General features: G+C 66.1%; 25 protein-coding genes. 11 read left to right on the forward strand and 14 right to left on the reverse strand.

All coding sequences use genetic code 11. The annotated features are described in order from the left end of the window. Window positions 1–57 precede the first annotated feature (57 nt). Window positions 58–711, forward strand: a complete 654-nt coding sequence (locus ACFXNW_RS00490; RefSeq protein ID WP_379414798.1) for a trimeric intracellular cation channel family protein — start codon at window positions 58–60, stop codon at window positions 709–711. Between the two features lie 38 nt (window positions 712–749). On the opposite strand, the gene ACFXNW_RS00495 is transcribed toward ACFXNW_RS00490, so the two are convergent. The 4 genes from ACFXNW_RS00495 to ACFXNW_RS00510 form a co-directional block, all read right to left on the reverse strand. Next, window positions 750–1,496 carry a hypothetical protein gene (locus tag ACFXNW_RS00495; RefSeq protein ID WP_379414799.1) on the reverse strand — a complete coding sequence of 249 codons (747 nt, stop codon included), beginning with the start codon at window positions 1,494–1,496 and terminating at the stop codon, window positions 750–752. Window positions 1,497–1,658: 162 nt separating this feature from the next. Continuing rightward, window positions 1,659–2,132, reverse strand: a complete 474-nt coding sequence (locus tag ACFXNW_RS00500; RefSeq protein WP_379414800.1) for a peroxiredoxin family protein — start codon at window positions 2,130–2,132, stop codon at window positions 1,659–1,661. A 126-nt stretch (window positions 2,133–2,258) separates the two neighbouring features. Next, a complete protein-coding gene (locus ACFXNW_RS00505) occupies window positions 2,259–2,798 on the reverse strand; it encodes an RNA polymerase sigma factor (RefSeq protein WP_379414801.1) in 540 nt (179 codons plus the stop codon). Window positions 2,799–2,968: 170 nt separating this feature from the next. Further along, window positions 2,969–3,763: an ArsR/SmtB family transcription factor gene (locus tag ACFXNW_RS00510; RefSeq protein WP_379414802.1), complete on the reverse strand. Its 795-nt coding sequence runs from the start codon at window positions 3,761–3,763 to the stop codon at window positions 2,969–2,971. Window positions 3,764–3,918: 155 nt separating this feature from the next. Here ACFXNW_RS00510 and ACFXNW_RS00515 point away from each other — a divergent pair, with 155 nt between their 5' ends. Genes ACFXNW_RS00515 through ACFXNW_RS00525 form a run of 3 tightly spaced genes read left to right on the forward strand, consistent with a single transcriptional unit; the run spans window position 3,919 to window position 5,928 of the window. Then, complete coding sequence (locus ACFXNW_RS00515) at window positions 3,919–4,848, forward strand: ABC transporter ATP-binding protein (protein WP_379414803.1); 930 nt, start codon at window positions 3,919–3,921, stop codon at window positions 4,846–4,848. Beyond that, on the forward strand, window positions 4,845–5,696 hold the full coding sequence (locus ACFXNW_RS00520; RefSeq protein ID WP_379414804.1) for an ABC transporter permease: 852 nt from the start codon (window positions 4,845–4,847) through the stop codon (window positions 5,694–5,696). The genes ACFXNW_RS00515 and ACFXNW_RS00520 overlap by 4 nt, the downstream gene beginning before the upstream one ends. Beyond that, the gene (locus tag ACFXNW_RS00525) at window positions 5,686–5,928 is read left to right on the forward strand and encodes a helix-turn-helix transcriptional regulator (protein ID WP_379414805.1); all 243 of its coding nucleotides are present in this window, start codon (window positions 5,686–5,688) and stop codon (window positions 5,926–5,928) included. The genes ACFXNW_RS00520 and ACFXNW_RS00525 overlap by 11 nt, the downstream gene beginning before the upstream one ends. Window positions 5,929–6,064: 136 nt before the next feature. On the opposite strand, the gene ACFXNW_RS00530 is transcribed toward ACFXNW_RS00525, so the two are convergent. The 3 genes from ACFXNW_RS00530 to ACFXNW_RS00540 all read right to left on the reverse strand — a co-directional run bounded on the left by ACFXNW_RS00530 (window position 6,065) and on the right by ACFXNW_RS00540 (window position 7,724). Then, the gene (locus ACFXNW_RS00530; protein ID WP_379414807.1) at window positions 6,065–6,490 is read right to left on the reverse strand and encodes a type II toxin-antitoxin system VapC family toxin; all 426 of its coding nucleotides are present in this window, start codon (window positions 6,488–6,490) and stop codon (window positions 6,065–6,067) included. Next, window positions 6,478–6,708: a CopG family transcriptional regulator gene (locus ACFXNW_RS00535; protein WP_379414809.1), complete on the reverse strand. Its 231-nt coding sequence runs from the start codon at window positions 6,706–6,708 to the stop codon at window positions 6,478–6,480. The genes ACFXNW_RS00530 and ACFXNW_RS00535 overlap by 13 nt, the downstream gene beginning before the upstream one ends. Window positions 6,709–6,788: 80 nt before the next feature. After that, entirely contained in the window at window positions 6,789–7,724 is a 936-nt protein-coding gene (locus tag ACFXNW_RS00540; RefSeq protein ID WP_379416225.1) for an NAD(P)-dependent oxidoreductase, read from the reverse strand. 88 nt (window positions 7,725–7,812) lie between these two features. Here ACFXNW_RS00540 and ACFXNW_RS00545 point away from each other — a divergent pair, with 88 nt between their 5' ends. Then, window positions 7,813–8,169 (forward strand): winged helix-turn-helix transcriptional regulator, encoded by a 357-nt coding sequence (locus ACFXNW_RS00545; protein ID WP_379414810.1) that lies wholly within the window; start codon window positions 7,813–7,815, stop codon window positions 8,167–8,169. A 171-nt stretch (window positions 8,170–8,340) separates the two neighbouring features. On the opposite strand, the gene ACFXNW_RS00550 is transcribed toward ACFXNW_RS00545, so the two are convergent. After that, on the reverse strand, window positions 8,341–9,465 hold the full coding sequence (locus ACFXNW_RS00550; protein WP_379416227.1) for a glycerate kinase: 1,125 nt from the start codon (window positions 9,463–9,465) through the stop codon (window positions 8,341–8,343). A gap of 275 nt (window positions 9,466–9,740) precedes the next feature. Between ACFXNW_RS00550 and ACFXNW_RS00555 the strand changes: the two genes are divergently transcribed. Next, window positions 9,741–10,052, forward strand: a complete 312-nt coding sequence (locus ACFXNW_RS00555) for a GNAT family N-acetyltransferase (protein ID WP_379414812.1) — start codon at window positions 9,741–9,743, stop codon at window positions 10,050–10,052. A gap of 3 nt (window positions 10,053–10,055) precedes the next feature. On the opposite strand, the gene ACFXNW_RS00560 is transcribed toward ACFXNW_RS00555, so the two are convergent. After that, entirely contained in the window at window positions 10,056–10,817 is a 762-nt protein-coding gene (locus ACFXNW_RS00560) for a lysophospholipid acyltransferase family protein (RefSeq protein ID WP_379414813.1), read from the reverse strand. Window positions 10,818–10,951: 134 nt separating this feature from the next. Between ACFXNW_RS00560 and ACFXNW_RS00565 the strand changes: the two genes are divergently transcribed. Beyond that, window positions 10,952–11,605: a YqgE/AlgH family protein gene (locus tag ACFXNW_RS00565; RefSeq protein ID WP_379414815.1), complete on the forward strand. Its 654-nt coding sequence runs from the start codon at window positions 10,952–10,954 to the stop codon at window positions 11,603–11,605. Between the two features lie 150 nt (window positions 11,606–11,755). On the opposite strand, the gene ACFXNW_RS00570 is transcribed toward ACFXNW_RS00565, so the two are convergent. The 3 genes from ACFXNW_RS00570 to ACFXNW_RS00580 all read right to left on the reverse strand — a co-directional run bounded on the left by ACFXNW_RS00570 (window position 11,756) and on the right by ACFXNW_RS00580 (window position 14,203). After that, window positions 11,756–12,559 carry an ABC transporter permease gene (locus ACFXNW_RS00570; protein WP_379414816.1) on the reverse strand — a complete coding sequence of 268 codons (804 nt, stop codon included), beginning with the start codon at window positions 12,557–12,559 and terminating at the stop codon, window positions 11,756–11,758. Further along, window positions 12,556–13,521, reverse strand: a complete 966-nt coding sequence (locus tag ACFXNW_RS00575) for an ATP-binding cassette domain-containing protein (protein WP_379414818.1) — start codon at window positions 13,519–13,521, stop codon at window positions 12,556–12,558. Before ACFXNW_RS00575 ends, ACFXNW_RS00570 begins: the two co-directional genes overlap by 4 nt. A 163-nt stretch (window positions 13,522–13,684) precedes the next feature. Continuing rightward, a complete protein-coding gene (locus ACFXNW_RS00580; protein ID WP_379414819.1) occupies window positions 13,685–14,203 on the reverse strand; it encodes an EXLDI protein in 519 nt (172 codons plus the stop codon). 145 nt (window positions 14,204–14,348) lie between these two features. Between ACFXNW_RS00580 and ACFXNW_RS00585 the strand changes: the two genes are divergently transcribed. From ACFXNW_RS00585 to ACFXNW_RS00600, 4 genes are read left to right on the forward strand one after another with little or no spacing between them, the layout of a single operon-like run. Continuing rightward, window positions 14,349–16,103 carry a thiamine pyrophosphate-binding protein gene (locus tag ACFXNW_RS00585; protein WP_379414821.1) on the forward strand — a complete coding sequence of 585 codons (1,755 nt, stop codon included), beginning with the start codon at window positions 14,349–14,351 and terminating at the stop codon, window positions 16,101–16,103. Continuing rightward, a complete protein-coding gene (locus ACFXNW_RS00590) occupies window positions 16,100–16,759 on the forward strand; it encodes an SRPBCC family protein (protein WP_379414822.1) in 660 nt (219 codons plus the stop codon). Before ACFXNW_RS00585 ends, ACFXNW_RS00590 begins: the two co-directional genes overlap by 4 nt. Further along, entirely contained in the window at window positions 16,759–17,796 is a 1,038-nt protein-coding gene (locus ACFXNW_RS00595) for a 3-oxoacyl-ACP synthase III family protein (protein WP_379414824.1), read from the forward strand. The genes ACFXNW_RS00590 and ACFXNW_RS00595 overlap by 1 nt, the downstream gene beginning before the upstream one ends. Further along, on the forward strand, window positions 17,793–18,842 hold the full coding sequence (locus tag ACFXNW_RS00600) for a pyridoxal phosphate-dependent aminotransferase (RefSeq protein ID WP_379414826.1): 1,050 nt from the start codon (window positions 17,793–17,795) through the stop codon (window positions 18,840–18,842). Before ACFXNW_RS00595 ends, ACFXNW_RS00600 begins: the two co-directional genes overlap by 4 nt. Window positions 18,843–19,002: 160 nt before the next feature. Here the strand turns inward: ACFXNW_RS00600 and ACFXNW_RS00605 are convergent, their stop codons facing one another. Both ACFXNW_RS00605 and ACFXNW_RS00610 read right to left on the reverse strand, forming a co-directional pair. Next, entirely contained in the window at window positions 19,003–19,326 is a 324-nt protein-coding gene (locus tag ACFXNW_RS00605) for a YciI family protein (protein ID WP_379414827.1), read from the reverse strand. 291 nt (window positions 19,327–19,617) lie between these two features. Continuing rightward, entirely contained in the window at window positions 19,618–20,304 is a 687-nt protein-coding gene (locus ACFXNW_RS00610) for a winged helix-turn-helix transcriptional regulator (protein ID WP_379414828.1), read from the reverse strand. Window positions 20,305–20,316: the final 12 nt, after the last annotated feature.

Consider the following 20,316-nt stretch of genomic DNA (forward strand, 5'->3'; position numbering starts at 1 on the left):
GCTCTCTTTTTGTTCTCAACACTGGCGTGTCGTCCGATCACCGTTGCCCCAGAACTGGTGGACGATGTGCGGGTGGAGGCGGCTGATCTGACCGATGTGTTCCTTGTGCTCGACCTGAGCGGAGTACTCGCCAACGCGATATTGGGCGGAGTACTCGCCCGCGCGGAGCGGTTCGACCCGATCGGCTTCGTGACCCTGGCGATACTGTCCGGGCTCGGCGGCGGCCTCATCCGCGACACACTGCTACAGCGCGGAACCCCGATCGCGTTGACCAACTACGCCTACCTCGCGATCGCGCTGACCGGCGCGTTGACCGCTTTTGTGCTGCTGATCGAAGGCAAGATCTGGGACCGCACATTCCTGTTCGTCGACGCCGTCGCCCTCGGCTGCTGGGCCGCCACCGGCGCACAGAAGACGCTCGCGGTGGGGTTGGGCTGGCTGCCCGCGGTGCTACTTGGCACCATCACCGCCGTCGGCGGTGGCATGGTCCGCGACATCGTGCTCCGCCGAACCCCTCGAATCTTCGGCGGCAACACCCTCTACGCGACGGCCGCGCTGGCGGCGAGCATCGTCATGGTCGCGATCAGCAGCGCGGGCCATCCCACCATCGGCATGATCTGCGCGACCGGCCTCGGCGCCGGACTGTGCCTCATCGCGCATTGGCGCGGATGGACGCTTCCGGAAAGCCTGCCCCGGCGGGCCGAAGGATGACCGCCGGGGGCAGGCGAGCCGGTGATTCGGACCTCCCGTTACGCGGCCGGTGCGGTAGTGACGGTCGGCGCGGGAGCAGACGATGACGTCTGCTCGGGCGTAGTTTCCGCCGGCGAGGTCGTCGTGGTCGTGGTGGGACGAATCGGGTCCGGGCACTTGCCGTCCCGCATGCCGATCTTGTTGATCTCGTCAGCCGACCGCGGATCACCTGTGTAGTCACGCTCGCCCGCGCAATTCGTCGGCGCACCACATTGGCCGGGACCGCAATTGTCGGTGCCGCCCGGCGGCGTCTCGCCGCATTCGCCGGGCCCGCAGTGGTCGTGCCCGCAAAAACCGGGCTCACACGGGGGGAAATGCTCTGTCGGATGCGCGTTATCCGAGTCCTCGTGGTTCCCAGAGCCGTCCGGCTGCGGACCCGCGGGCTGCCCGGAACCGCCGCCGTCACCCTGTCCCGCAGACCCACTGCCTCCGGACTGCGACCCGCCCTGCGACCCGCCCGGATTCTCCTGCGTCGTACCGGACTTCGTCGGCGTCACCGTCTTCGACCCGGCGACTGAAGTCTTGGTCACCGTGCTCGAAGCCGGCGCATCCGAGTCGGACCCACCGGACGAACACGCACCGAGCACCAACGCGAGCGCCAGCACGCCCAGCGCAACACCGATCACCACACGCAACCGTCTACCGGCCCGCATCATCAGCACCCATTCTCTTTCTGCTACCACTGAACCGTCACGGGCAAGAGCCGTGCGCCGGATCGACGGAACCACCGACTGCCCATCACGCATCGGTAGATCGATGTGCGACGACAGGCAGTCCGTGATCTGTCAACAATCAGAATCATCCACTGCGATCGACTGCGCGGGACTCCCCAACTCTGGCGACAGAAGAGCAGGGCCGGCACGGCCGAGGCCGGCCGACTTGCCGCACAGCGCGGGGGTCGGCCCAGGTCACGAGCGAGTGCCGCTCCGCATGGAATCGATGGCGGCGAGGATGCCCTTCTTGTCGTAGCTGCTGGTGGGCAGTGTGGCGCCGTGGACGTGGCGGATGATGCCGTCCGGGTCGACGAGGATGCTGCCCGACTGCTGCATCGAGCCGAAGACGGTGCGGGTCAGGCCGATCGACTCGTGCGGGGTTCGGTCGGAGCCGACCAGGACAGGGAAAGGGATGCCGTGCTTGGTTTTCCAGGCGAGGGCGCGATCGCGGTCTTCGGGTACCGCGATGTAGACACCGACGTTGTCGGCGGCGAACTCGTCTCGGCGCGCGACGAGGTCGCGAACGTGGCGGTTGCATATCGGGCAGGACGTCGACCGCATGAAGTACACGAGGGCACTGCGCGGGCGGAGGTGATCGGACAGACGCCAGGCCTGTCCTGCGGTGTCTTCGAGTTCGATTGCCGGTGCGGAGGATCCGGGGGTGAGCATGGCGGGACTTCCTTCTATTCGGGAGGGCGATTTCACGCATCGCGGCGCGCGGAGGCCGATCACTGGCGCAAGCGGTTGGCGTGGGATCGGCGACGAGAGGGCCGCACTCGCGTAGGGGATGGCGGACTACAGATTCGAGCTGAGGCTTTCCCGGATCGCGGCGCGGGCGCGGTGCAGCTGCGACTTCATGGCCGCGGTGCTGAGGCCGAGCGCTTCGGCGGTCTCGCGTCCCGGGTATCCGAGCACATCACGCATGATCAGCGCCCTGCGCTGGAGATCGGGTAACGCTGTGATCGCCTGCGTCAGCTGGTCGGTCTCGAGCCGGCGCAGGACTTCGTCCTCGGCCGAGAGAACCGTGTCGGCGCCGGGGGTGTCGATCAGCGGCCCGCGGTCGAGCGCGCGACGGGCGCGGCGCAAACATTCGTTGCGCACGATGCGGAACATCCACGAGGCGATGGCTGCCGCGGTGCGCAGCGTCCCGATCTTGCGATACAGGGTGATCAAAGCCTCTTGCGCGGCGTCCTCGGCGTCGGCAGAGGACGCACACAATTGTTGCGCGAACCTCCGCACATGCGGATGGGCGCCGGAGACGATCGCGGAGATCGCCTCCGGATCACCCCGCTGGGCCGCCTCCACGAGCTGTTCACCGGCCCATCCGCGTTCCATTCCATCCACCTCCTCGAGGGGACCGGCGCGATGGATGGTGCGGGCGCGACCACGCGGGCATGGCTCGCGGCCCTTGTCTCGGTTCGACTGTCACAACCATAAGAGCATCCGCGACCGAGAAAGGATTCGAACGAGCGGAAATCCGTCCGTGGTTGCCGCTCGACCGGCCGCTATTCGGCGGGCTCGGGCAACACATCTCCGGTTTCCAGCAGCGTCTTGAGGCTCGACAGGATCGCGGGCCAGCCGCCCTGGATGCCGTCGAGGACGCGGCTTCCGGGGTCGAAACCGTCGTGGACGACGGTCAGCTTCACGACCTCACCCTGCGGTTCGATCTCGAAGGTGATCTTGGAGCGCGATTCGGCGGACCATTCGGCGAGTTCGGCGGGGTCCATGCCGAACTCGGCGGCGAACTCCGGGCCGATGGTGTGCCAGGTGTAGGACAGCCTGCGCGGAGGATCGGATTCGAGCACGACTTGTTCCGGGTCTTTGCCGACCCAATTGCCTTGTTTCCACACCATTTCCGAGCCCTGCTGCCAGTCGGTGTCGAAGGTGGCGCCCCAGTAGCGGCCGGTGAAAGCGGGGTCGGTGAGTGCCTGCCAGAGCTTTTCCGGCGTGGTTTTGATGTAGGTGGTGTAGACGAATTCGGTGTCGCTCATCGGACTGGTCTCCAATACGGATTTCAGGTCGGCGAGGGTGTTCACTCGCGCGCGGTGATAGCGGTTGATCCAGCGGTCGGCGATGGCGTTGATGGGTTCGGCATTGAGGTAGTGCAGTTTTTCCCGGCCACTACGTCTGGTGGTCACCAGGTTGGCGGCCTCGAGCACGGCCAGATGCTTGCTGACCGATTGGCGGGCCATATCCAGGCCCGCGCACAGTTCCCGCAGGCTCTGGCCATTGTGAGCCTGGAGGCTGTCGAGTAGCCGCCTGCGACTGGGGTCGGACAGCGCTTTGAATATCTCGTCCATCGCCGTTCTCTCATTATATGCAGCCATTTGGCTGCATGATTCGAGGATAGGCAGCCATGCAGCTGCATGTCAATGCTGAGCCACTAAGCATTGTCACTGCGAAATGTAGTAGGTATGCTACAAACCATCACTAACCCACGACAGGGAGGGAAACCATGACTGTGGGTGATGGCGTAGTGCTCAATGTCGAGAAGCTGCGCATGCGCTACGGCACCAACGACGTCCTCAACGACGTCACGTTCCAGGCGCGACACGGCGAAGTCCTGGTCATGCTCGGGCCCAACGGCGCGGGCAAGACCACAACCATCGAAATCCTCGAGGGGTTCCGCGCGCCATCGGCCGGCCGGGTCGAAGTGCTCGGCGTCGAACCGGTGCACGGCGACGAAGCCTGGCGCTCACGCGTCGGGGTGGTTCTGCAATCATGGCGCGACCACAGCAAATGGCGGGTGCGCGAACTGCTCGCCTACCTCGGCTCCTTCTACGGCCCCTACAGCACCGACAGCACGCGACGGCCATGGGACGCCGATGAACTCATCGCCCTGGTCGGCCTCACCGAACATGCCGGCGCCAAGGTCTCGACTCTGTCCGGTGGGCAACGCCGCAGACTGGATGTGGCCATCGGCGTCGTCGGGAAGCCCGAGGTGTTGTTCCTCGACGAGCCGACCGCCGGTTTCGACCCGGAGGCTCGTCGCGAGTTCCACGACCTGGTGCACCGCTTGGCCGACGAGCAGCAGACCACGATTCTGCTTACCACCCACGATCTGGACGAGGCGGAAAAGCTCGCCGACCGCATCCTGATCCTGGCCGGCGGCCGGATCATCGCCGACGGTTCCGCCGACGAATTGGCACGCCGGGTATCGGTGGACGCCGAGGTGCGCTGGACCCGAGACGACCAGCGGTTCGTGCACACCACCGCAGAGTCGACCAAGTTCGTCTACGAGCTGTTCCAGCAGTTCGGAGCGGATATCGGTGAACTCGAGGTACGCCGTGGTTCGCTCGAGGAAACCTATGTGGCGCTGGTCCGGCACTACGAGTCCGGGTCCGAACAGGCGGAGATCCACGCCATCGAGGAGGTCGCGCGATGAACCCAACCATGGTCGCGATTCGGGCCGGATTCACCCGGGCGCGGATCGAATTGCGGATGCTGTTCACCAATGGCGAGGATGTTGCCGGCGTCATCCTCACCCCGATCCTGATACTGGTTGCGTTGTTCTTCATGCGCAACAGCACCTTCCAGGACACCGGTTTGGAGCTCGGCGCGCTGGCACTGCCCAGCGTGCTCGGGATGATCATCGGGTTCAACGGGTTGTACACCGTCGCCCAGTATCTGGTTCTGGATCGCGAGGACGGCACCCTACTCCGGGCCAAGGCCACACCGAACGGGATGATCGGCTATTTCATCGGCAAGATCGGCGCCAGCGCCGGAGCGGTGCTCGCGCAGGTGGTTATCCTGCTGGGCGTGGGCATGGTGATCGTGGGAGGAGTGGCGCTCGACAGCGTCGGTTCCTGGCTGACGCTGGCGTGGGTACTGGCGCTCGGCCTGCTCGCAGTGCTGTCGATCGGCGCGATCCTCGGTGCGGTCTTCGACGATCCCCGCGGCCTGTTCTTCTTCACCATGCCGCTGATGGGTCTGGTCGCCATCTCGGGCATTTTCTACCCGATCACCGGACTGCCGGGCTGGTTGCAGGTTATCGGGCAGGTATTCCCGATGTACTGGATCGGGCTCGGTATGCGATCGGCGATGCTGCCCGCGAGCGCGGAGGCGGTCGAGCTCGAACAGTCCTGGCGGCATCTGGAAACCGCTGCGGTACTGGGAATCTGGGCAGCCGCCGGACTGCTGATCGCCCCGATCGTGATGCGCCGGATGGCCCGGCGCGAATCGGGAGCCGCCATGGCCGAACGTCGTGAGAAAGCCTTGCAGCGTGCCTACTGAGGTCATCTACAACCGGATCGCGATGCTGCGCGCCGAGCGCGGCATCTCCCGGCGCGAACTCGCGGAAGCGCTCGGCGTGCACTACCAGACGATTGGGTATCTGGAGCGCGGCGAGTACAGCCCGAGCCTGCATCTGGCCTTGCGGATCGCGGAGTATTTCGAGGTGACGGTGGAGGTTGTCTTCTCCACCGCCCCCTTCCCGCGGCTCGGATCGTCTTCGGAGACGGCCTGATTCACCCCGCGCGGCCGCGAAACAGCCGGAACGTCGGAATCGGCGTTCCGGCTTCTTCGCTGTCTGCGATGGCTCGCTGCCAGTAGGCCGATACCGTGTTGCGAATGGGCGTCCATCAGCAGTGCAACCCGACGGACTACGGATAGAGGGTAAAACTCGCGACGTGCCGAGGGCGTACGGCGGTGAAGTGCCGCCGATCGGTGGTGGCAATATCTGCCAGCCCTCGACGCTCCGCCATGGCGACTACCGACGCATCGGCCGTGCCGAGGGGAAGGTTGCGATACCTGGCGACGAGCTCGGCAATCCGCAGCCAGTCGGCGGCGTGGACCGGTTCGATCGCGAACAAGCCCTCTGCTAGATCCCCGAGGAAGCGCACTTCGGCGTCGGTGCCGAGTCGGGTGCTGATGAGATATGCCGCCTCGGTGATGACCAGGGTCGGCACGACGAGCGGGCCTCGATGGGTTTGCAGAAGGTCCAAACATGCTTCGTGGTGGGCGTCATCGGCGTCGACGTAGGCATACAAGGGGCCCGCGTCGACGACCAGAGCGCTTATTTCCCCCACTCCGTGCTCAGGATCTCATCGATCCGACTCGACACATCCGACTGCCCGCTGCGCCCGGCACCGGCCGCACCGAACCGCCGACGCCCCTCGGACGGCGCAGACAGATAGCAGGTGATCGCGGCACGAGTTATCTCCGAGACGGTGACTCCCCGCCGTTGCGCCTCATGACGCAGACGGTCGTCGAGTTCGTCGGGTAGTTTCACCGTCGTCCGCTTCATGGTATGCCAGCATACCCGTCGACCGGCCCGCACGGTTTCGGCGACCTGCCGCCGCCCTGAGTCCGGGCCGTCGGGCGACGTCAGTCCTGGTCCCCGCGCATGAGCTGGAACATGGAGACCGGGCTGCCACTCGCCTCGCTCGCGGCGATGGCCTTGCGCCACAGCGATTGCGAGGTGTGCGACAGCGTTGCGTCGACGCCGACCTCCTCGCTGGCGTCGATGATGTGCTGGGCACCCGCGTCCATCATCTTCAAGGCCGCCCGATCACCCCAGCCGCCGGCCTTCGCCTCCTTGGCGTACTCCTCCATGAAGAACGGGTAGGCCCCTGCCGAGCGAATGGCGTACGGCAGGAACTGGTCGATGTCGTGACCGGAACGCTCGACCACCGCCAGCGCCTGGTGGTAGGACAGGATCCACGGGTGGAAGGTGATGAGCAGCGCCTGGTAGAAGACCTGCGCCAGACCGTCATCAGTGCCGAGGTACTCCTGCGGGCTCAGCGGGCGCAGCAGCTCGGCGTGCGCGTCGAACACCTCGCGCGGCCCGCTGTAGAAGACGTACGAGGCCGGGTGCTCGATATTGTCGCCCGCCGACATGAAACCGCCGGAGACGAACTCGGCGCCGTGTGAACGCACCCAGGCGCCACCCGCGCGCGCCTTCTCCGGCGAATCCGACGACAGATTCGCGATGACCTTGCCCGCGAGATGGTCCGTCGCCTGGCCGAGCACGTCGTACATGGCGTCGTAGTGGGTCAGACTCACCACGATCACCTCGTTGGCGTCGAGCGCCTCGGCGACGGTGTCGGCGCGCTTGGCGCCGAGCTCCACCATGGCGTCGACCTTGGCGGTGCTGCGGTTCCAGACCGTCACCTCGGTACCCGCCTTCAAGAAGGCCCGCACCATCGATTGACCCATCGGGCCGAGACCGATGACCGAGACCGAGGCCGTGCTGCCCTGCTGCTGAGACATGTGCTGATCCTTCGAAAGTCGATACGGTTGTTTGCCTGCGCCGGTATAGATGTTTCATCCGCGCAGGTAGGAGCCACAAGAACGCACGTGCGGGTACGGTTGCTTACGTCGAGGTCCGTATCGAGGTCAGGAGAATCCAATGACGACCGGCAGTGACACGGATCACGATGTCTGCGGTATGACCGTGGCGATCGACGTCGTCGGCGGTAAATGGCGGCTGCACCTGATGTGGGTGCTCAGCGAGGGGCCCCGCCGCTTCGGCGAGATCCGCCGCCTGCTCGAGGGCGTCAGCGAGAAGGTGCTCACCGAGAACCTGCGCCACCTCGAAACCTCCGGCGTCGTGCACCGCGAGGTGTACCCGGAGATCCCACCCCGCGTCGAATACTCGCTCACCCCATTGGGCGCCGAACTCGCGGTAGCGCTACGGCCCTTGGAAGAGTGGGGTGATCGGCATCGGGGTGTGCTGTTCACAAACCTGATGTCGGCGGCCAGTTGAGGCATCGAAACCCAGGCCGGTCGAGAACGGCTCGACCACGATCGAACCCAGGGGGTTCGCGTCGGTTACCGCTGTTCACCTGGCCGCTGCTCGCTGTCGTCTTCCACGTGCTGTGCCTGTGGCCGGCCAAGGCCTGATCGACGTGATGTCCGGATCAGCCGAGAACCGTGACTAGCCCCGGTCTCGGCCGTCGAGTTGTTCGGCGGCAATCCGGGCTCCGATCTGTTCGAGCAGCGCGGCGGCGTCGCCGATCGAGCGGGCTGGATCGGGTTGCAGCTCAGCGAGGGTATAGGTAGCCGCGAATCCCGCTGCGGCGAGCTGTTCAGCGGTGAGTTCGGAGCGTCCTGCGACGGCGACAACCGGGACACCCGCAGCTCGCGCGGCGGCGCTGACGCCCATCGGCGCTTTGCCATGCATGGTCTGCTGGTCCAAGCAGCCCTCGCCGGTGATGGCCAACGTCGCGGATTCGAGCACGGTGGCGAAGTCGAGGAGTTCGAGCACGACCTCGATTCCACTGCGCATCTCGGCGCCCAGGAGGGCCATGGCACCGAAGCCGGTTCCGCCGGCCGCACCCGCGCCGGGGCGCGCGGCGAACTCGCGACCGGTGAGCAGAGCCCAATTGTGCAGTGCTGCTTCGAGGATCGCCATGTCGTGGCGACTTGCGCCCTTCTGTGGGGCATACACCGTGACCGCACCCGAAGGGCCGAGCAGTGGATTGTCCACATCGCTGGCCACGATGAAGTGCGCAGCCGCAAGACCAGGATGCAACCCTCTCGGGTCCACGCGCTTCGCATCCAGCAAAGCCGCGCCGCCCCTGGGCAATTCGCTCCCATCGGGGCCAATTACCCGCGCACCGAGCGCCGTCAGCATGCCCGCTCCGCCGTCGGTCGACGCGCTGCCGCCGAGGCCGAGGACGATTCGTGTGGCGCCGGCGTCGAGCGCGTGGGAGATCAGGACGCCGAGCCCGAAGGTACTGGCGTTCAGCGGGTCCGGGCGACCGCCGGGGAGTTTCGACAGGCCGGCCACGGCCGCGAGCTCGATGACCGCGGTATCACCCTGCACCGCGTACGACGTCTCCAAGAGTTCACCGGTCGGCCCGGGCGCCCGCAGCGAGACCCGCGTCCACCCGGCCGCCACGAACGCGTCGACGGTCCCGTCACCACCATCGGCCACCGGAACCCGCATCACCCGCGCGTCCGGACGCACCTCGGCAATCCCCTTGGCCAGCGCAGATGCCACCTCGGCAGCGGTCAGCGACCCCTTGAACTTGTCCGGGGCGAGCACGACCGCCGGCATCGACTCCATGCCGAGCATTCTCCACTCCTGGTCGAGCAGCAGCCGGCGTGCACGCCATCACCACGTTCGGCTCGGCCGCCGCCACGATTCGGGCGCTGGCGTAGCGCAGTGCTCGGTGACCGGGCGCGCAGGGTCGAAGCCGAATCCCGTGTCGGTGTGGCCCATCCGGATCGCTTCCGAGCACGACGGCTCGGGCGGCGAGGTGCACGCCCGCCGATACCCCGGCCGACACGTTGCGATGTGTTCCCGGCCCGTGGGTGGAGTAGCTTCAAGCCATGTCGACAGAGGTCCGTAACAACACCGCACTGGAACGCTTCGAGATCTACGTCGACGGCGCGATCGCCGGGTACGCGGAGTACCAGGACACCAATGCCGAACGGGCCTTCGTGCATACCGAGATCTATCCCCAGCACGAGGGGCAGGGCTACGGTCGCGTCCTGGTCGAGTCCGCGCTGAACCAGACCCGCGCCGACCACCTCGGCGCCCTCCCGATGTGCCCGATGGTGCGCCACTTCGTCGAAACCCGACCCGAGTACCTGCCGATGGTGCCGCACTGGGCTCGCGGACGGCTCGGTCTTCCGCAGTAGCACTCAGTACGCGGCGACCGCCCCGTCCAACGCCTGCTGCAGATCCGTCCGCACCAACCGCGCGATCTCGGCGGGTCGGGCAGGCAGTTCGGTGATCGGGACCCCGAAGTAGAAGCTGGCCGACTTGGCTTCTTCCTTCGTCGGCTCCGCCGCCGGATCGGCGCGCGGCCCGTAGCTGAGGCCGATGCTGAGCAGTGCGGGTTCGGTGCCGAGCTTCATGGTGCGGAAGGCTATGTGGCCGATACCGCTGCCGATCGGCTGCACCTGGGTCGGGTCGACGTCGTTGCACGTGCCCTCGGGGAACACCGCTAGGCCGTCACCGTCGTGCAGGCGATCAGCGCAGATGTCCATCATGCGCTGACCTGCCGCGTTCACCGCACGCAGGCCGTGGTCGCGGCCGCGGAAGACCGGGATGCCGCCCATCATGTCGATCTTGCGGCGCTGATCGCGTTCGAGGAACAACTCGTCTTTGGCCAGTACCCGCACCCGGCCGATGCGCGGGCGCAGTTCGCTGCGCCAGGCGGCGGCGGCGACGGTGTACGGGTCGAGTTGGGACAGGTGGTTGATCGCGATGAGCAGTGGTTTGCGAGCGCGAACCAGTTCCGCGATCCGCGCCCTCGCACCGGCGGCGTAGCTGATGCGCGGCCGGAAACGCCGCCCGAGCAGCGCGTATGCCGCGCGCGCCTGGAACCGCCGCTGCTGGTGGGAGCGGTAGTAGTCGTACACGGCGTCGCTGTTGTCGAGGATGACCTCGGGCGGTTGCATGCCGCAGACTCTACGACTCCGCACCGCCTGGTCAACGTGGCTGTTGATCTTGTCACGCCCTGATCGGGCGTTCCGCGCGACACGGAACGCGAAGACAAGCGGCGCGACGGCGCGATTACTGCGATGATGACGGAGTGGCACGCGCAGAAGACCCGGATGATCGGAAAACTCGCGGCGGTCGCGGCGGTGGCGAAGAGCACGGCCGGCGAAGCTCGCACCGCGGCGAACAGATAATCCGCGCGGGCACCCTGCTGGTGTCCTCGACCGAACTCGTGGAGCCCACCTTCCGCCGCACCGTCATCTACATCATCGAACACAATGATGCGGGCAGTCTCGGCGTGGTTATCAATCGGCCGAGCGATACCGCCGTCCACGATGTGCTGCCGCAGTGGGCCGAGGTCGCCGCGGCGCCGCGCACCCTGTTCGTCGGCGGCCCGGTCAAACGCGATGCCGCACTGTGTCTCGGCACACTGCGGGTCGGCGCTTCGATCGACGGCGTCGCGGGCCTGCGCCGCATCGACGGCCGGGTGGTGTTGATCGACCTCGACAGCGACCCCGCGGTGATCGCCCCGCTGGTGGAGGGGGTCCGCGTCTTCGCCGGTTACGCGGGCTGGACCTTCGGCCAGCTCGAGGGCGAACTCGAGCAGGACGACTGGATCGTGCTCTCGGCCCTGCCCAGCGATCCCATCACCACGCGCCGCACCGACCTGTGGGGGCATGTGCTGCGCAGGCAGCCGCTGCCACTGTCGCTGTTGGCGACCCATCCGATCGAGGTCGAGCGCAACTGAGGTCGCGGGCGGAGGGACAGGCCGCCGACCCGCCAAAGCTGCCCGACCCCGCGAACCCCGGCCGTTGCCGACAGCCCTGCCCGCGCTCCTCGCCGCCTGCCCCCACACGCCGACGATCCCCTACCGAAGCAGGGGATCGAAGGGGACGAATCAGCGGGTCTGCCGCTTGAACAACGCCATGGCCCACAGGTATCCGAGACCCGCGATACCGACACACCAGGCGAGCGCGATGATCCCGTTGGCGCCGATCTCGGTGCCCATCAGCAGTCCGCGGATGGTTTCGGTGATCGGCGTGAACGGCTGGTACTCGGCGAACCAGCGCAGCACGGTCGGCATGGTGTCGGTGGGGACCAGGCCGCTACCGAGGAACGGCAGCATCACGATCGGGAAGGGCATATTGCTCGCGCTCTCCGGATTCGGCGCGGCGAGACCGAACGCGACGGCCAGCCAGGTGAAGGCGAACACCACGAACAGCAGCAACCCGATCACCGCCAGCCACTCGACCGGGGTCGCGTCGGGGCGGAACCCCATCAGCATGGCCACCCCGAGCATGCCCGCCAGCGCGAGTGCCCCCTGGATCAGCGTGCCGACGACATGCCCGGTCAGCATGGCCGACTGCGAGATCGCCATCACCCGGAACCGGTTGACGATGCCCTTGGTCGCATCGGTGGCAAGTGACACCGCCACCGACACGGTCAGATACGCCGGGAGCAGCAGCAACATGCCCGGTGCCAGGTAGTCGATGTATTTCGCGCCCGGTTCGAGGCCGGCTTCGAGTGCTCCGCCGAAGACGTAATTGAAGATCAGCATGAGCACGATCGGCATGATCAGAATGCTGAAAGTCATGCTCGGATAGCGTCGTACGTGCAGCAGATTGCGGCGCAGCATGGTCAGCGAGTCCGCGACTGTGTTTGCGGTTCTACTGGGCTGGGCCTGCCAGGTTGCGGTGGTCATCGCACGGGCTCCTTGTCCGCGACGGAGGATCCGGTCAGGGTGAGGAAGACGTCGTCCAGGTTGGGTGTGTGGACCGACAAGCCTTCGGCAGGGATGTGGAATTCATCGAGCCGGTCGAGGACCGCGCGCACCGAACCGATACCGCCGTCACCGGGTACGGCGAGGGTGAGATCGTCATCGACCGGACGGGCCACCGAACCGAAGGCCGTGGTCGCCGCGTCCAGATCTGCGCGATCGGCGAACTGCAAGCGGATATGTCCACCGGGGACGAGCCGCTTCAACTCGGGCGCGGTGCCTTCGGCGACGATGCGGCCGTGGTCGAGCACGGCGATGCGGTCGGCGAGCTGATCGGCTTCCTCCAGATACTGGGTGGTGAGGAAGACGGTGACGCTGTAGTCGTCGACCAATTCGCGAATGATCTCCCACATCGACCGCCTGCTGCGCGGGTCGAGCCCGGTGGTCGGTTCGTCGAGGAAGATGATGCGCGGATCGCCGACCAGCGTCATCGCCAGGTCGAGGCGCCTGGTCATGCCGCCGGAGTAGGTGGACGCCGGTTTGTCGGCGGCCTCGGTGAGGTCGAAGCGTTCGAGCAGTTCCGCGGCCAGGTTACGCCCGGCTCGCCGGGGCAGATGGTTCAGATCGGCCATCAGCACCAGGTTTTCCCGGCCGGTGAGCAGCTCGTCGACCGCCGAGAACTGGCCGGTCACGCCGATGGCGCTGCGGACCGCGTCGCGGTCGGTGGCCAGATCGTGTCCGCCGACCTGGATCTCGCCGCCGTCGGCGCTGATCAAGGTGGTGAGGATCTGCACAGTGGTCGTCTTGCCCGCACCGTTGGGGCCCAGTAGGGAGAAGATCGTGCCTTCGGGCACGTTCAGATCGATGGCATCGAGTACCACCTTGTCGCCGTAGGCTTTTCGGAGCCCCGAGACCCAGATAGCCGATGCGCGTCCACCTGTGGACATGGCCTTTCCTTCCACGAATTTCTCATAAAACAATGCGAATGACAGCATGAATACCCCGCACCGCTCCCCGAGGGGCGGTGTTGTCGGATGTGGATGTTCAGTTAGGCGATCGGCGGGTTGCCGAGCACGCCATGACGCCGGCTTCGAGCAATCGGCCCGCGCCTCAGATGTCCAGCTCTTCGATGGGCGGGCGGTCCGCGATGTCCGCGACCCGCTCATAGAGCTTGTCCGGAATCTCGCCTTTCAGTTCGGCGAGAGAATCAACGATTACCAGAATGAAGTCACCCCAATCCTGATCGCCGACGCCGAGCATGCGCCGCCAGCTCTTCCAGTCTTTCCAGCCGTTCACGGTGATATCCGGGAGATCGTCCCAGTTGGAGTACTGGGCATGCAGGACGAACTTGCCCTTGCGGCTGCGGAAGACCCGAACGTGTTCGGTGCGAGTGTCGTTGACATCGCGCCATTCGCCGAGCAGCGCACCCTCGAACCGGACCTGCCGGACACCGTTGTGACCGACCCGGAGCACGACGTCCTCGAACCCTTCTTGCCTGCCCTCCTCCAGTTCGATGAACCGGCGCAGCGCAGTGACAACGGCCCCCGACAGATTGCCGCCGACAAGCTCCTGCGCCCGCTGGAACAGGGGTAGGTCGTCGTCGGCAACGTAGATCGTCTTGTTGGGCATGGCCATGACTATACGTAGATGTATACGTACACGCAATAGTAGGACGGAAAGCGCCCCCGATCAGGGTGAACCCCGGCAGCACCGGTCCCGTATCTCCTCATGGGCGGTGCACGGCGCTGCCGACTCGGTGCGGGAAGGAGGTTCGATGCCCGACAGAGTTGTGGACTATCTGGTGCGCACCATGCCGGACCTCGGCGTGCGACATATCTTCGGCGTCGACGGCGCCAATATCGAAGACCTCTACGACGCCGTCTTCGACGCGGGCGGCGCAGTGACCGGCGTGGTGGCCAAACATGAGTTCTCCGCCGCCACCATGGCCGACGGCTGTGCCCGCTCGACCAGCGGGCTCGGCGTCGTCGCCGCGACCTCCGGTGGCGGTGCGATGAATCTCGTTGCCGGACTTGCCGAATCGTATGCCTCGCGGGTTCCGGTGCTTGCGCTGATCGGTCAGCCGCCGACCGCGCTGGAAGGGCACGGCGCCTTCCAGGACTCGAGCGGTCAAGCGGGTGCGATCGACGCGGTCCGGCTGTTCAGTTCGATCAGCCGCTACTGCGCACGGGTCGCCGCGCCGGCCGAACTGCCCGAACGGCTGGCACGGGCGCTGCGCGCGGCTCGCCGCGGGGGGCCGTCGGTATTGCTGCTTCCGAAGGATGTCCAGCAGGCCGACATGGGCGATATCCCGGCATTCCGTCCCGACCCGCGCGCCACCTGGCTCGACGACGACGAACTGGAGCGCGTGATGACCGCGCTGGAAACGGCACACAACCTCGGGTCGGTGGTGGTCATCGCGGGCGATCAGGTGGCTCGTGACGACGCCCGCACCGCACTCGCCGAGCTGGTGGCCGAACTGGGCGCGCAGGTCGGTGTGGCGCCCGACGCCAAGGACACCTACGACAACTCCGAACCCGCGTTCTGCGGCGTCGCGGGAACCATGGGCCACCGCGAACTCGCCCAAGCCCTGGAAGCCGCCGCGCTGTGCCTGCTGGTCGGCACCCCGATGCCGGTGACCGCGCGTACCGGGCTCGACGATCTGCTGGCGCGGACCACGATCGCCAGCATCGGACTGGCGATGCCGCATCTGCCCGCGGTCCACGCGACCTGCACCGATGTCGCTGTCGCATTGCGCACCATCCTGGAGCGGCTGCGCGGCGGCCACGACGGGCACGCCGACGGCGAGCTGGCCGAGTCGATCATCGCCCCCGCCGCGCCACCCGACCCGGCATCCTCGGTCGCCACCGCGGTACGCACCACTCGTGTCACCCGCACCGCCCCCGCTCGCACCCTCACGCCGATGGCGGTACCCGAATCGCATGGTCCGGGTCTGCGCTACCGCCACATCGTCGCGGCGATCCAGGCGGCGCTGCCCGACGGCGCCGACGTGTTCGCCGACGCCGGCAATACCGGCGCGGCCGTGGTGCATCAATTGCGGGTGCCGCGCGATGGCCGTTTCGTGGTCGCGCTCGGTATGGGCGGGATGGGTTATGCGTTCGGCGCGGGCATCGGTTCCGCCTTCGCGCGCGCACCGGACGGTCACCGCACCGTGGTGATCGCGGGCGACGGCTCGTTCTTCATGCACGGCATGGAGTTGCACACCGCCATCGAGCACGCACTACCGATCACCTTCATCGTGTTCAACAACAATGCCCACGCCATGTGCGTGACGCGCGAACAACTGCTGTACCGGGATCGATACAGCTTCAACAGATTCCAGCCCGCCCGGCTGGGTGACGGCGTCGCCGCGATGTTCCCGCAGCTACGCGTCTGCTCGGTACACACCTTGGCCGAGCTACCCGCGGCACTCACCGAATGCCTAGGCGGTCCGGGCCCGTCGTTCCTCTCGATCGACTGCGACCCCGACGAAATCCCCCCGTTCCTGCCATTTCTCAGGAGTTCACCGTGACAACAAGCGCTCTGCCCGCCCTCAGCGACGTGACGGACCAAGCGATCCCCGGCTTGCTGCGCATCGAGAACTCCGATAAGGAGGCCACCACACCGATCATCATGGACATGCTGCGGTCGGTGTATCCGCACGACCAGATCTACGGCGATTTCTGCCCGGTTCAGGCCTATATCGCCGCACCACCGCAGGAGGTCTACGAATATCTGGCCGATACCAGGTCGTTGGAGGAATGGACCTACAGCCTTCGCGGTTTCGCCGAGACCGACGAGCCAGGACTATGGCTGGCACATGACCGGCTCGGCGATACGACCAAGATCTACACCCGCACCGTCGCAAACCCGGATGCCATGACCGTCGACTACCACTGTGCCTGGGACCAGGGGTTTCACCTGTGGATGGTGTATCTGATGCGCGTCGTGGACGCGCAGGTGGTGTTCGACAAGCCGGGTTCGGTTGTGCTGTGGGTGAATTGCCGGCACCCCTTCTACGACGAGAACCGCTATCCGGAAACCGCACCGCCGAAACGTCCGGTGTGGGTCGGCGATTTCTGGGAAATGTTCTCCGCCGGACACCAATTGGAGATGGACAATCTCAAGGCGATCTGCGAATACCGCGCCACACATGGACTGCCGATCAAGCCGGAATGGATGAGTTGATGACAGACCCTGACGCACCACGCCAGCCGACGGTCAGCTTGATCGATGTGGCGAGCTATCTGCCCGGCGAACCGATCGGGACGGAGTACTTCACCCAGTTCTCCCGGTCGGATCGGATGGCCAAGAACGTCATGTTCCGATCGCCGAAGACGCGCCATCACGTCGGCCGTGACGAGACAGCTGTCGATATGGTCGAGCGCGCGGTGGCGCCGTTGATCGCACGGCACGGCGCCGACTTCCTGTCGAATATCGACATCCTCCTCACCCATACCCAGTTGCCCGACAATCCGGTCATGGGTTGCGGCCCGGAGGTGGCGCGCAGGCTCGATGCCAGGCCCAGCTGGGTCTTCGACCTGCACAACGGCGGCTGCGCGGCGTTCGTGCACATGATGGCGTTGGCCCAGACCATCATGCGCACCACCGACGCCAGAACCGCGCTCATCGCCGCGACCCAGAATTGCGCGGGCCCGGTGTTCACACAGCCCGATATCCGCAAACTCGCCCAGGCGCCCGTACCCGGTGACGGTTGCGGTGTCGGCCTGCTGGTACGCGACGACAGCGCACCGATCCTCGACATCGAATGCCGTACGTACCCCGAATTCGCTGGTGATATGGACTTTTCCACCAACGGCGACCGCAAGTACTGGGAGCCGGGCGAGGGCCAGGGATGCGTGAGCTTCACCGAATCGAAGATCACCAAGGTCTTCGCGCGCGGAAATCGGCTGGTTCCGGAGGTGGCGCTGGCGGTATGCGATCGGATCGGGGTGAAGGGGCGCGATATCGATACGTTCGTCACCAATCAGCCGAACCGACTGTTCCTGCGCAATTGGCATGATGCGTTGGAGCTGCCCGCCGAGCGTCATCCGGACACGTTCGACAGTTGCGGAAATCTATTCGCCGCAGGGATTCCGGTGACTCTGGATGTGGAGAACCGGGCAGGTCGGTTGCGTAATGGTTCGGTCGTGCTCATGTCGGCGTTCGCCCACGCCGGTGACTTCGCCGCTGCGGCCGCGGTGCGCTGGGGTGCGCGGCGATGAGCATTCAGGTGGCCGACCGGAGCCGATCGTCGCGCCGTTTCCATCTCGCGGCACCATCGATCCGGTTCGACCTGAGTTTGAGCGAGAATCCTTTCCCGCCGTTGCCTTCGGTGCGTGAAGCGATACAGCAGGAACTGAGTCAGGCGAACAGGTATCCCGAATTCCTGCCTGCGCGTCTGCCCAAAGTGATCGCCGGCCAACTCGGCGTGCGCCCGGACCAGGTGGTCGTCGGCGCCGGCGCCACCGGAGTGGCCATGCAGATCATGCACACGCTGGCCGGGCCGGGCGCGGAAATGGTGCTGGGCATGCCGACCTTCGACGGGTACCCGATCATGGCCGGGATGACCGGGGTCGATGTCGTCGGCGTCCCGCTCGACGCCGCCGGTGACCAGGACCTACGCGCGATGGCACGCGCCGTCAGCAGCCGGACGAGGCTGGTGGTGCTGTGTCGCCCGCACAACCCCACCGGAACTCTCGTTTCGAAGCGCGACCTGCGCTGGTTCCTCCGCGCGATCCCTACCCGGGTGCCGGTCATACTCGATGAGGCGTATGTCGAATTCCTCCCTGCCGGCGACCGGATGGATACCGATACCCTCCTCGCCCACTACCCGAATCTCCTTATCCTGCGCACCTTTTCCAAGGCATATGGCCTGGCAGGCCTGCGCATCGGCTATGTCTTCGGCAACACCGACCTGATCAGCCGCATCCGCCGCCTGCAACTCCCCTTCGGAACGCCGACATTCGCGGTCACCGCAGTCTCCGCGTCATACACCGCCGAACCCGAACTAGCGGTGCGCGTCGCCAGGATCACCGAGGAACGCGAATCGCTACGGGAGGCCCTGCGGCGCACGGGCATAGAGCCCCCCTACAGCTACGCCAACTTCCTCTACCTCCCCGGCCCCGGCATCGCGACGGCTTTGCGCAGAGCAGGAATCGGCGCCAAGGCATACCCCGACGGCAGTGCCAGGATCGCTGTCGGTGACGTGGAGGCGGGGCGATCCGTTCTCGATGCGGTCCGAACGATCTCCCGAGTCCGCCCGAGCTGATCGCAACGGCAATATCTCGCACGCACCCGTCGCCACACCCACAACACCCCGACCCCCACGCATTCCCCCCCGCCCCCACGGCGCCGTTCGACGAGAGGTACATGAGGCGAGGCTTTGCGGCGTGTCACCTGCGTCATGTACCTCTCGTCGGGGTACCGCTTTAGGGCTCGACGACCTGGCGGAGTTCGATATGGCCGTATTGGGCGGTGGGGATGCGTTGGGCCCATTTGATGGCGGTGTCGATGTTGGGTACGTCGAGTATGTAGAAACCTGCGACCACATCGCCGGTGACGCCCTTGTCGACTGCGACCTTGTCGTCGCGGACCATGACGGTTCGTGCGTCGTGGCCGGGGTGGAGGCCCGCTTCGTGCACGAAGATTCCGGCTTCGCGGACATCGCCGTCGAAGGCGATCCATTCCTGGACCTCGGCGTCGGCTTGTTCGACTTCGGCGGGGTTGTAGGAGTAGATCAGCGTGTACTGCATGGTGATTCCGCTTCTTCCAGTTGTTGGTTGCGACGGGTCGGCCTGGATGCTCGGCGTGCCGCGTCGCAGCTCTGTCGATGGGTACGACGGCCGGGCAGAGACAAATTCATCGGCGACTCTTACCGATTCATCTTCGGGTGCTGGGCTCTGCCAGCGACGGGGGGCCCGGTGCCGACATCATCGACGCCGCTCGGCAGGCTGGTGTCGACCATGTCGCGCTGGTGTCATCGATAGCCGTGGCGACCCACGCCCATCTCGCGCCGCCGCGAGCCGATAACTCGTGCACGGCGGTTACGACGATGGCCGGTCCGTTTTCCGGTCGTGTGGCAGTGGTAGCCGGAACAAGCCCTTCAGGCGGCGCAGGGCCTCGCCGTCGCCGGAGACCGATGCGGCACCGGTCTCGATCGCCTCGGCGAGGGTGAGGTCTTGGCCAGTCAAACGCAGGAATGCCTCGGTGCCGATCGTGATCGTCACATCGGGGTGTTGGGCCGGCCCATGTAGTGCCTCGATGGTCGCGTCGTCGATGCGGGTGTGGAAGACCTCGTCGTCTATATGGAATTCATAGACCGCACGCAGTCCGGTGGCGGCCTCGGGATCGAAGCATGCCCGTAGGCCGAGCACTGCCCAGCCTGGGTGGAACGTTTCGGTCTCGCGAGGTTCGCCCATTGCCCATTTCAGGCCCCACCGGGCCAGCGCGAGGATCGCGGGGCCCAATTCCTCACCTGCTGGAGTGAGGGCGTATGCGGGGGTTCGGGCGGGTGGCGGGAGCGTAATCTTCTGTGCGAGACCTTCGTGTTCCAGATGTTTCAGGCGGGTGGCGAGTAGGCCGGTGCCGAGTCCGCGCAGGCTCGTTTGCAGGTCGCCGAATCGTTTGGGGCCGGTCAGCAATTCGCGGATCAGCAGCAGGGTCCAGCGCTCACCTACGAGGTCGAGGGTGCGCGCGGTCGCGCAGTACTGGTTGTAGGTTCGCTGGTCCACTTCATCACTCTA

The sequence above is a fragment of the Nocardia sp. NPDC059180 genome (assembly GCF_042754945.1).
Lineage (GTDB): Bacteria > Actinomycetota > Actinomycetes > Mycobacteriales > Mycobacteriaceae > Nocardia.

Excerpts from the sequence above, each read along its gene's own strand:
- ACFXNW_RS00495 (WP_379414799.1), bottom strand. The coding sequence starts at position 1,496 with ATGCGTGATGGGCAGTCGGTGGTTCCGTCGATCCGGCGCACGGCTCTT.
- ACFXNW_RS00500 (WP_379414800.1), bottom strand. The coding sequence starts at position 2,132 with ATGCTCACCCCCGGATCCTCCGCACCGGCAATCGAACTCGAAGACACC.
- ACFXNW_RS00505 (WP_379414801.1), bottom strand. The coding sequence starts at position 2,798 with ATGGAACGCGGATGGGCCGGTGAACAGCTCGTGGAGGCGGCCCAGCGG.
- ACFXNW_RS00510 (WP_379414802.1), bottom strand. The coding sequence starts at position 3,763 with ATGGACGAGATATTCAAAGCGCTGTCCGACCCCAGTCGCAGGCGGCTA.
- ACFXNW_RS00515 (WP_379414803.1), top strand. The coding sequence starts at position 3,919 with ATGACTGTGGGTGATGGCGTAGTGCTCAATGTCGAGAAGCTGCGCATG.
- ACFXNW_RS00520 (WP_379414804.1), top strand. The coding sequence starts at position 4,845 with ATGAACCCAACCATGGTCGCGATTCGGGCCGGATTCACCCGGGCGCGG.
- ACFXNW_RS00535 (WP_379414809.1), bottom strand. The coding sequence starts at position 6,708 with ATGAAGCGGACGACGGTGAAACTACCCGACGAACTCGACGACCGTCTG.
- ACFXNW_RS00545 (WP_379414810.1), top strand. The coding sequence starts at position 7,813 with ATGACGACCGGCAGTGACACGGATCACGATGTCTGCGGTATGACCGTG.
- ACFXNW_RS00550 (WP_379416227.1), bottom strand. The coding sequence starts at position 9,465 with ATGCCGGCGGTCGTGCTCGCCCCGGACAAGTTCAAGGGGTCGCTGACC.
- ACFXNW_RS00555 (WP_379414812.1), top strand. The coding sequence starts at position 9,741 with ATGTCGACAGAGGTCCGTAACAACACCGCACTGGAACGCTTCGAGATC.
- ACFXNW_RS00560 (WP_379414813.1), bottom strand. The coding sequence starts at position 10,817 with ATGCAACCGCCCGAGGTCATCCTCGACAACAGCGACGCCGTGTACGAC.
- ACFXNW_RS00570 (WP_379414816.1), bottom strand. The coding sequence starts at position 12,559 with ATGACCACCGCAACCTGGCAGGCCCAGCCCAGTAGAACCGCAAACACA.
- ACFXNW_RS00575 (WP_379414818.1), bottom strand. The coding sequence starts at position 13,521 with ATGTCCACAGGTGGACGCGCATCGGCTATCTGGGTCTCGGGGCTCCGA.
- ACFXNW_RS00580 (WP_379414819.1), bottom strand. The coding sequence starts at position 14,203 with ATGCCCAACAAGACGATCTACGTTGCCGACGACGACCTACCCCTGTTC.
- ACFXNW_RS00585 (WP_379414821.1), top strand. The coding sequence starts at position 14,349 with ATGCCCGACAGAGTTGTGGACTATCTGGTGCGCACCATGCCGGACCTC.
- ACFXNW_RS00595 (WP_379414824.1), top strand. The coding sequence starts at position 16,759 with ATGACAGACCCTGACGCACCACGCCAGCCGACGGTCAGCTTGATCGAT.
- ACFXNW_RS00600 (WP_379414826.1), top strand. The coding sequence starts at position 17,793 with ATGAGCATTCAGGTGGCCGACCGGAGCCGATCGTCGCGCCGTTTCCAT.
- ACFXNW_RS00605 (WP_379414827.1), bottom strand. The coding sequence starts at position 19,326 with ATGCAGTACACGCTGATCTACTCCTACAACCCCGCCGAAGTCGAACAA.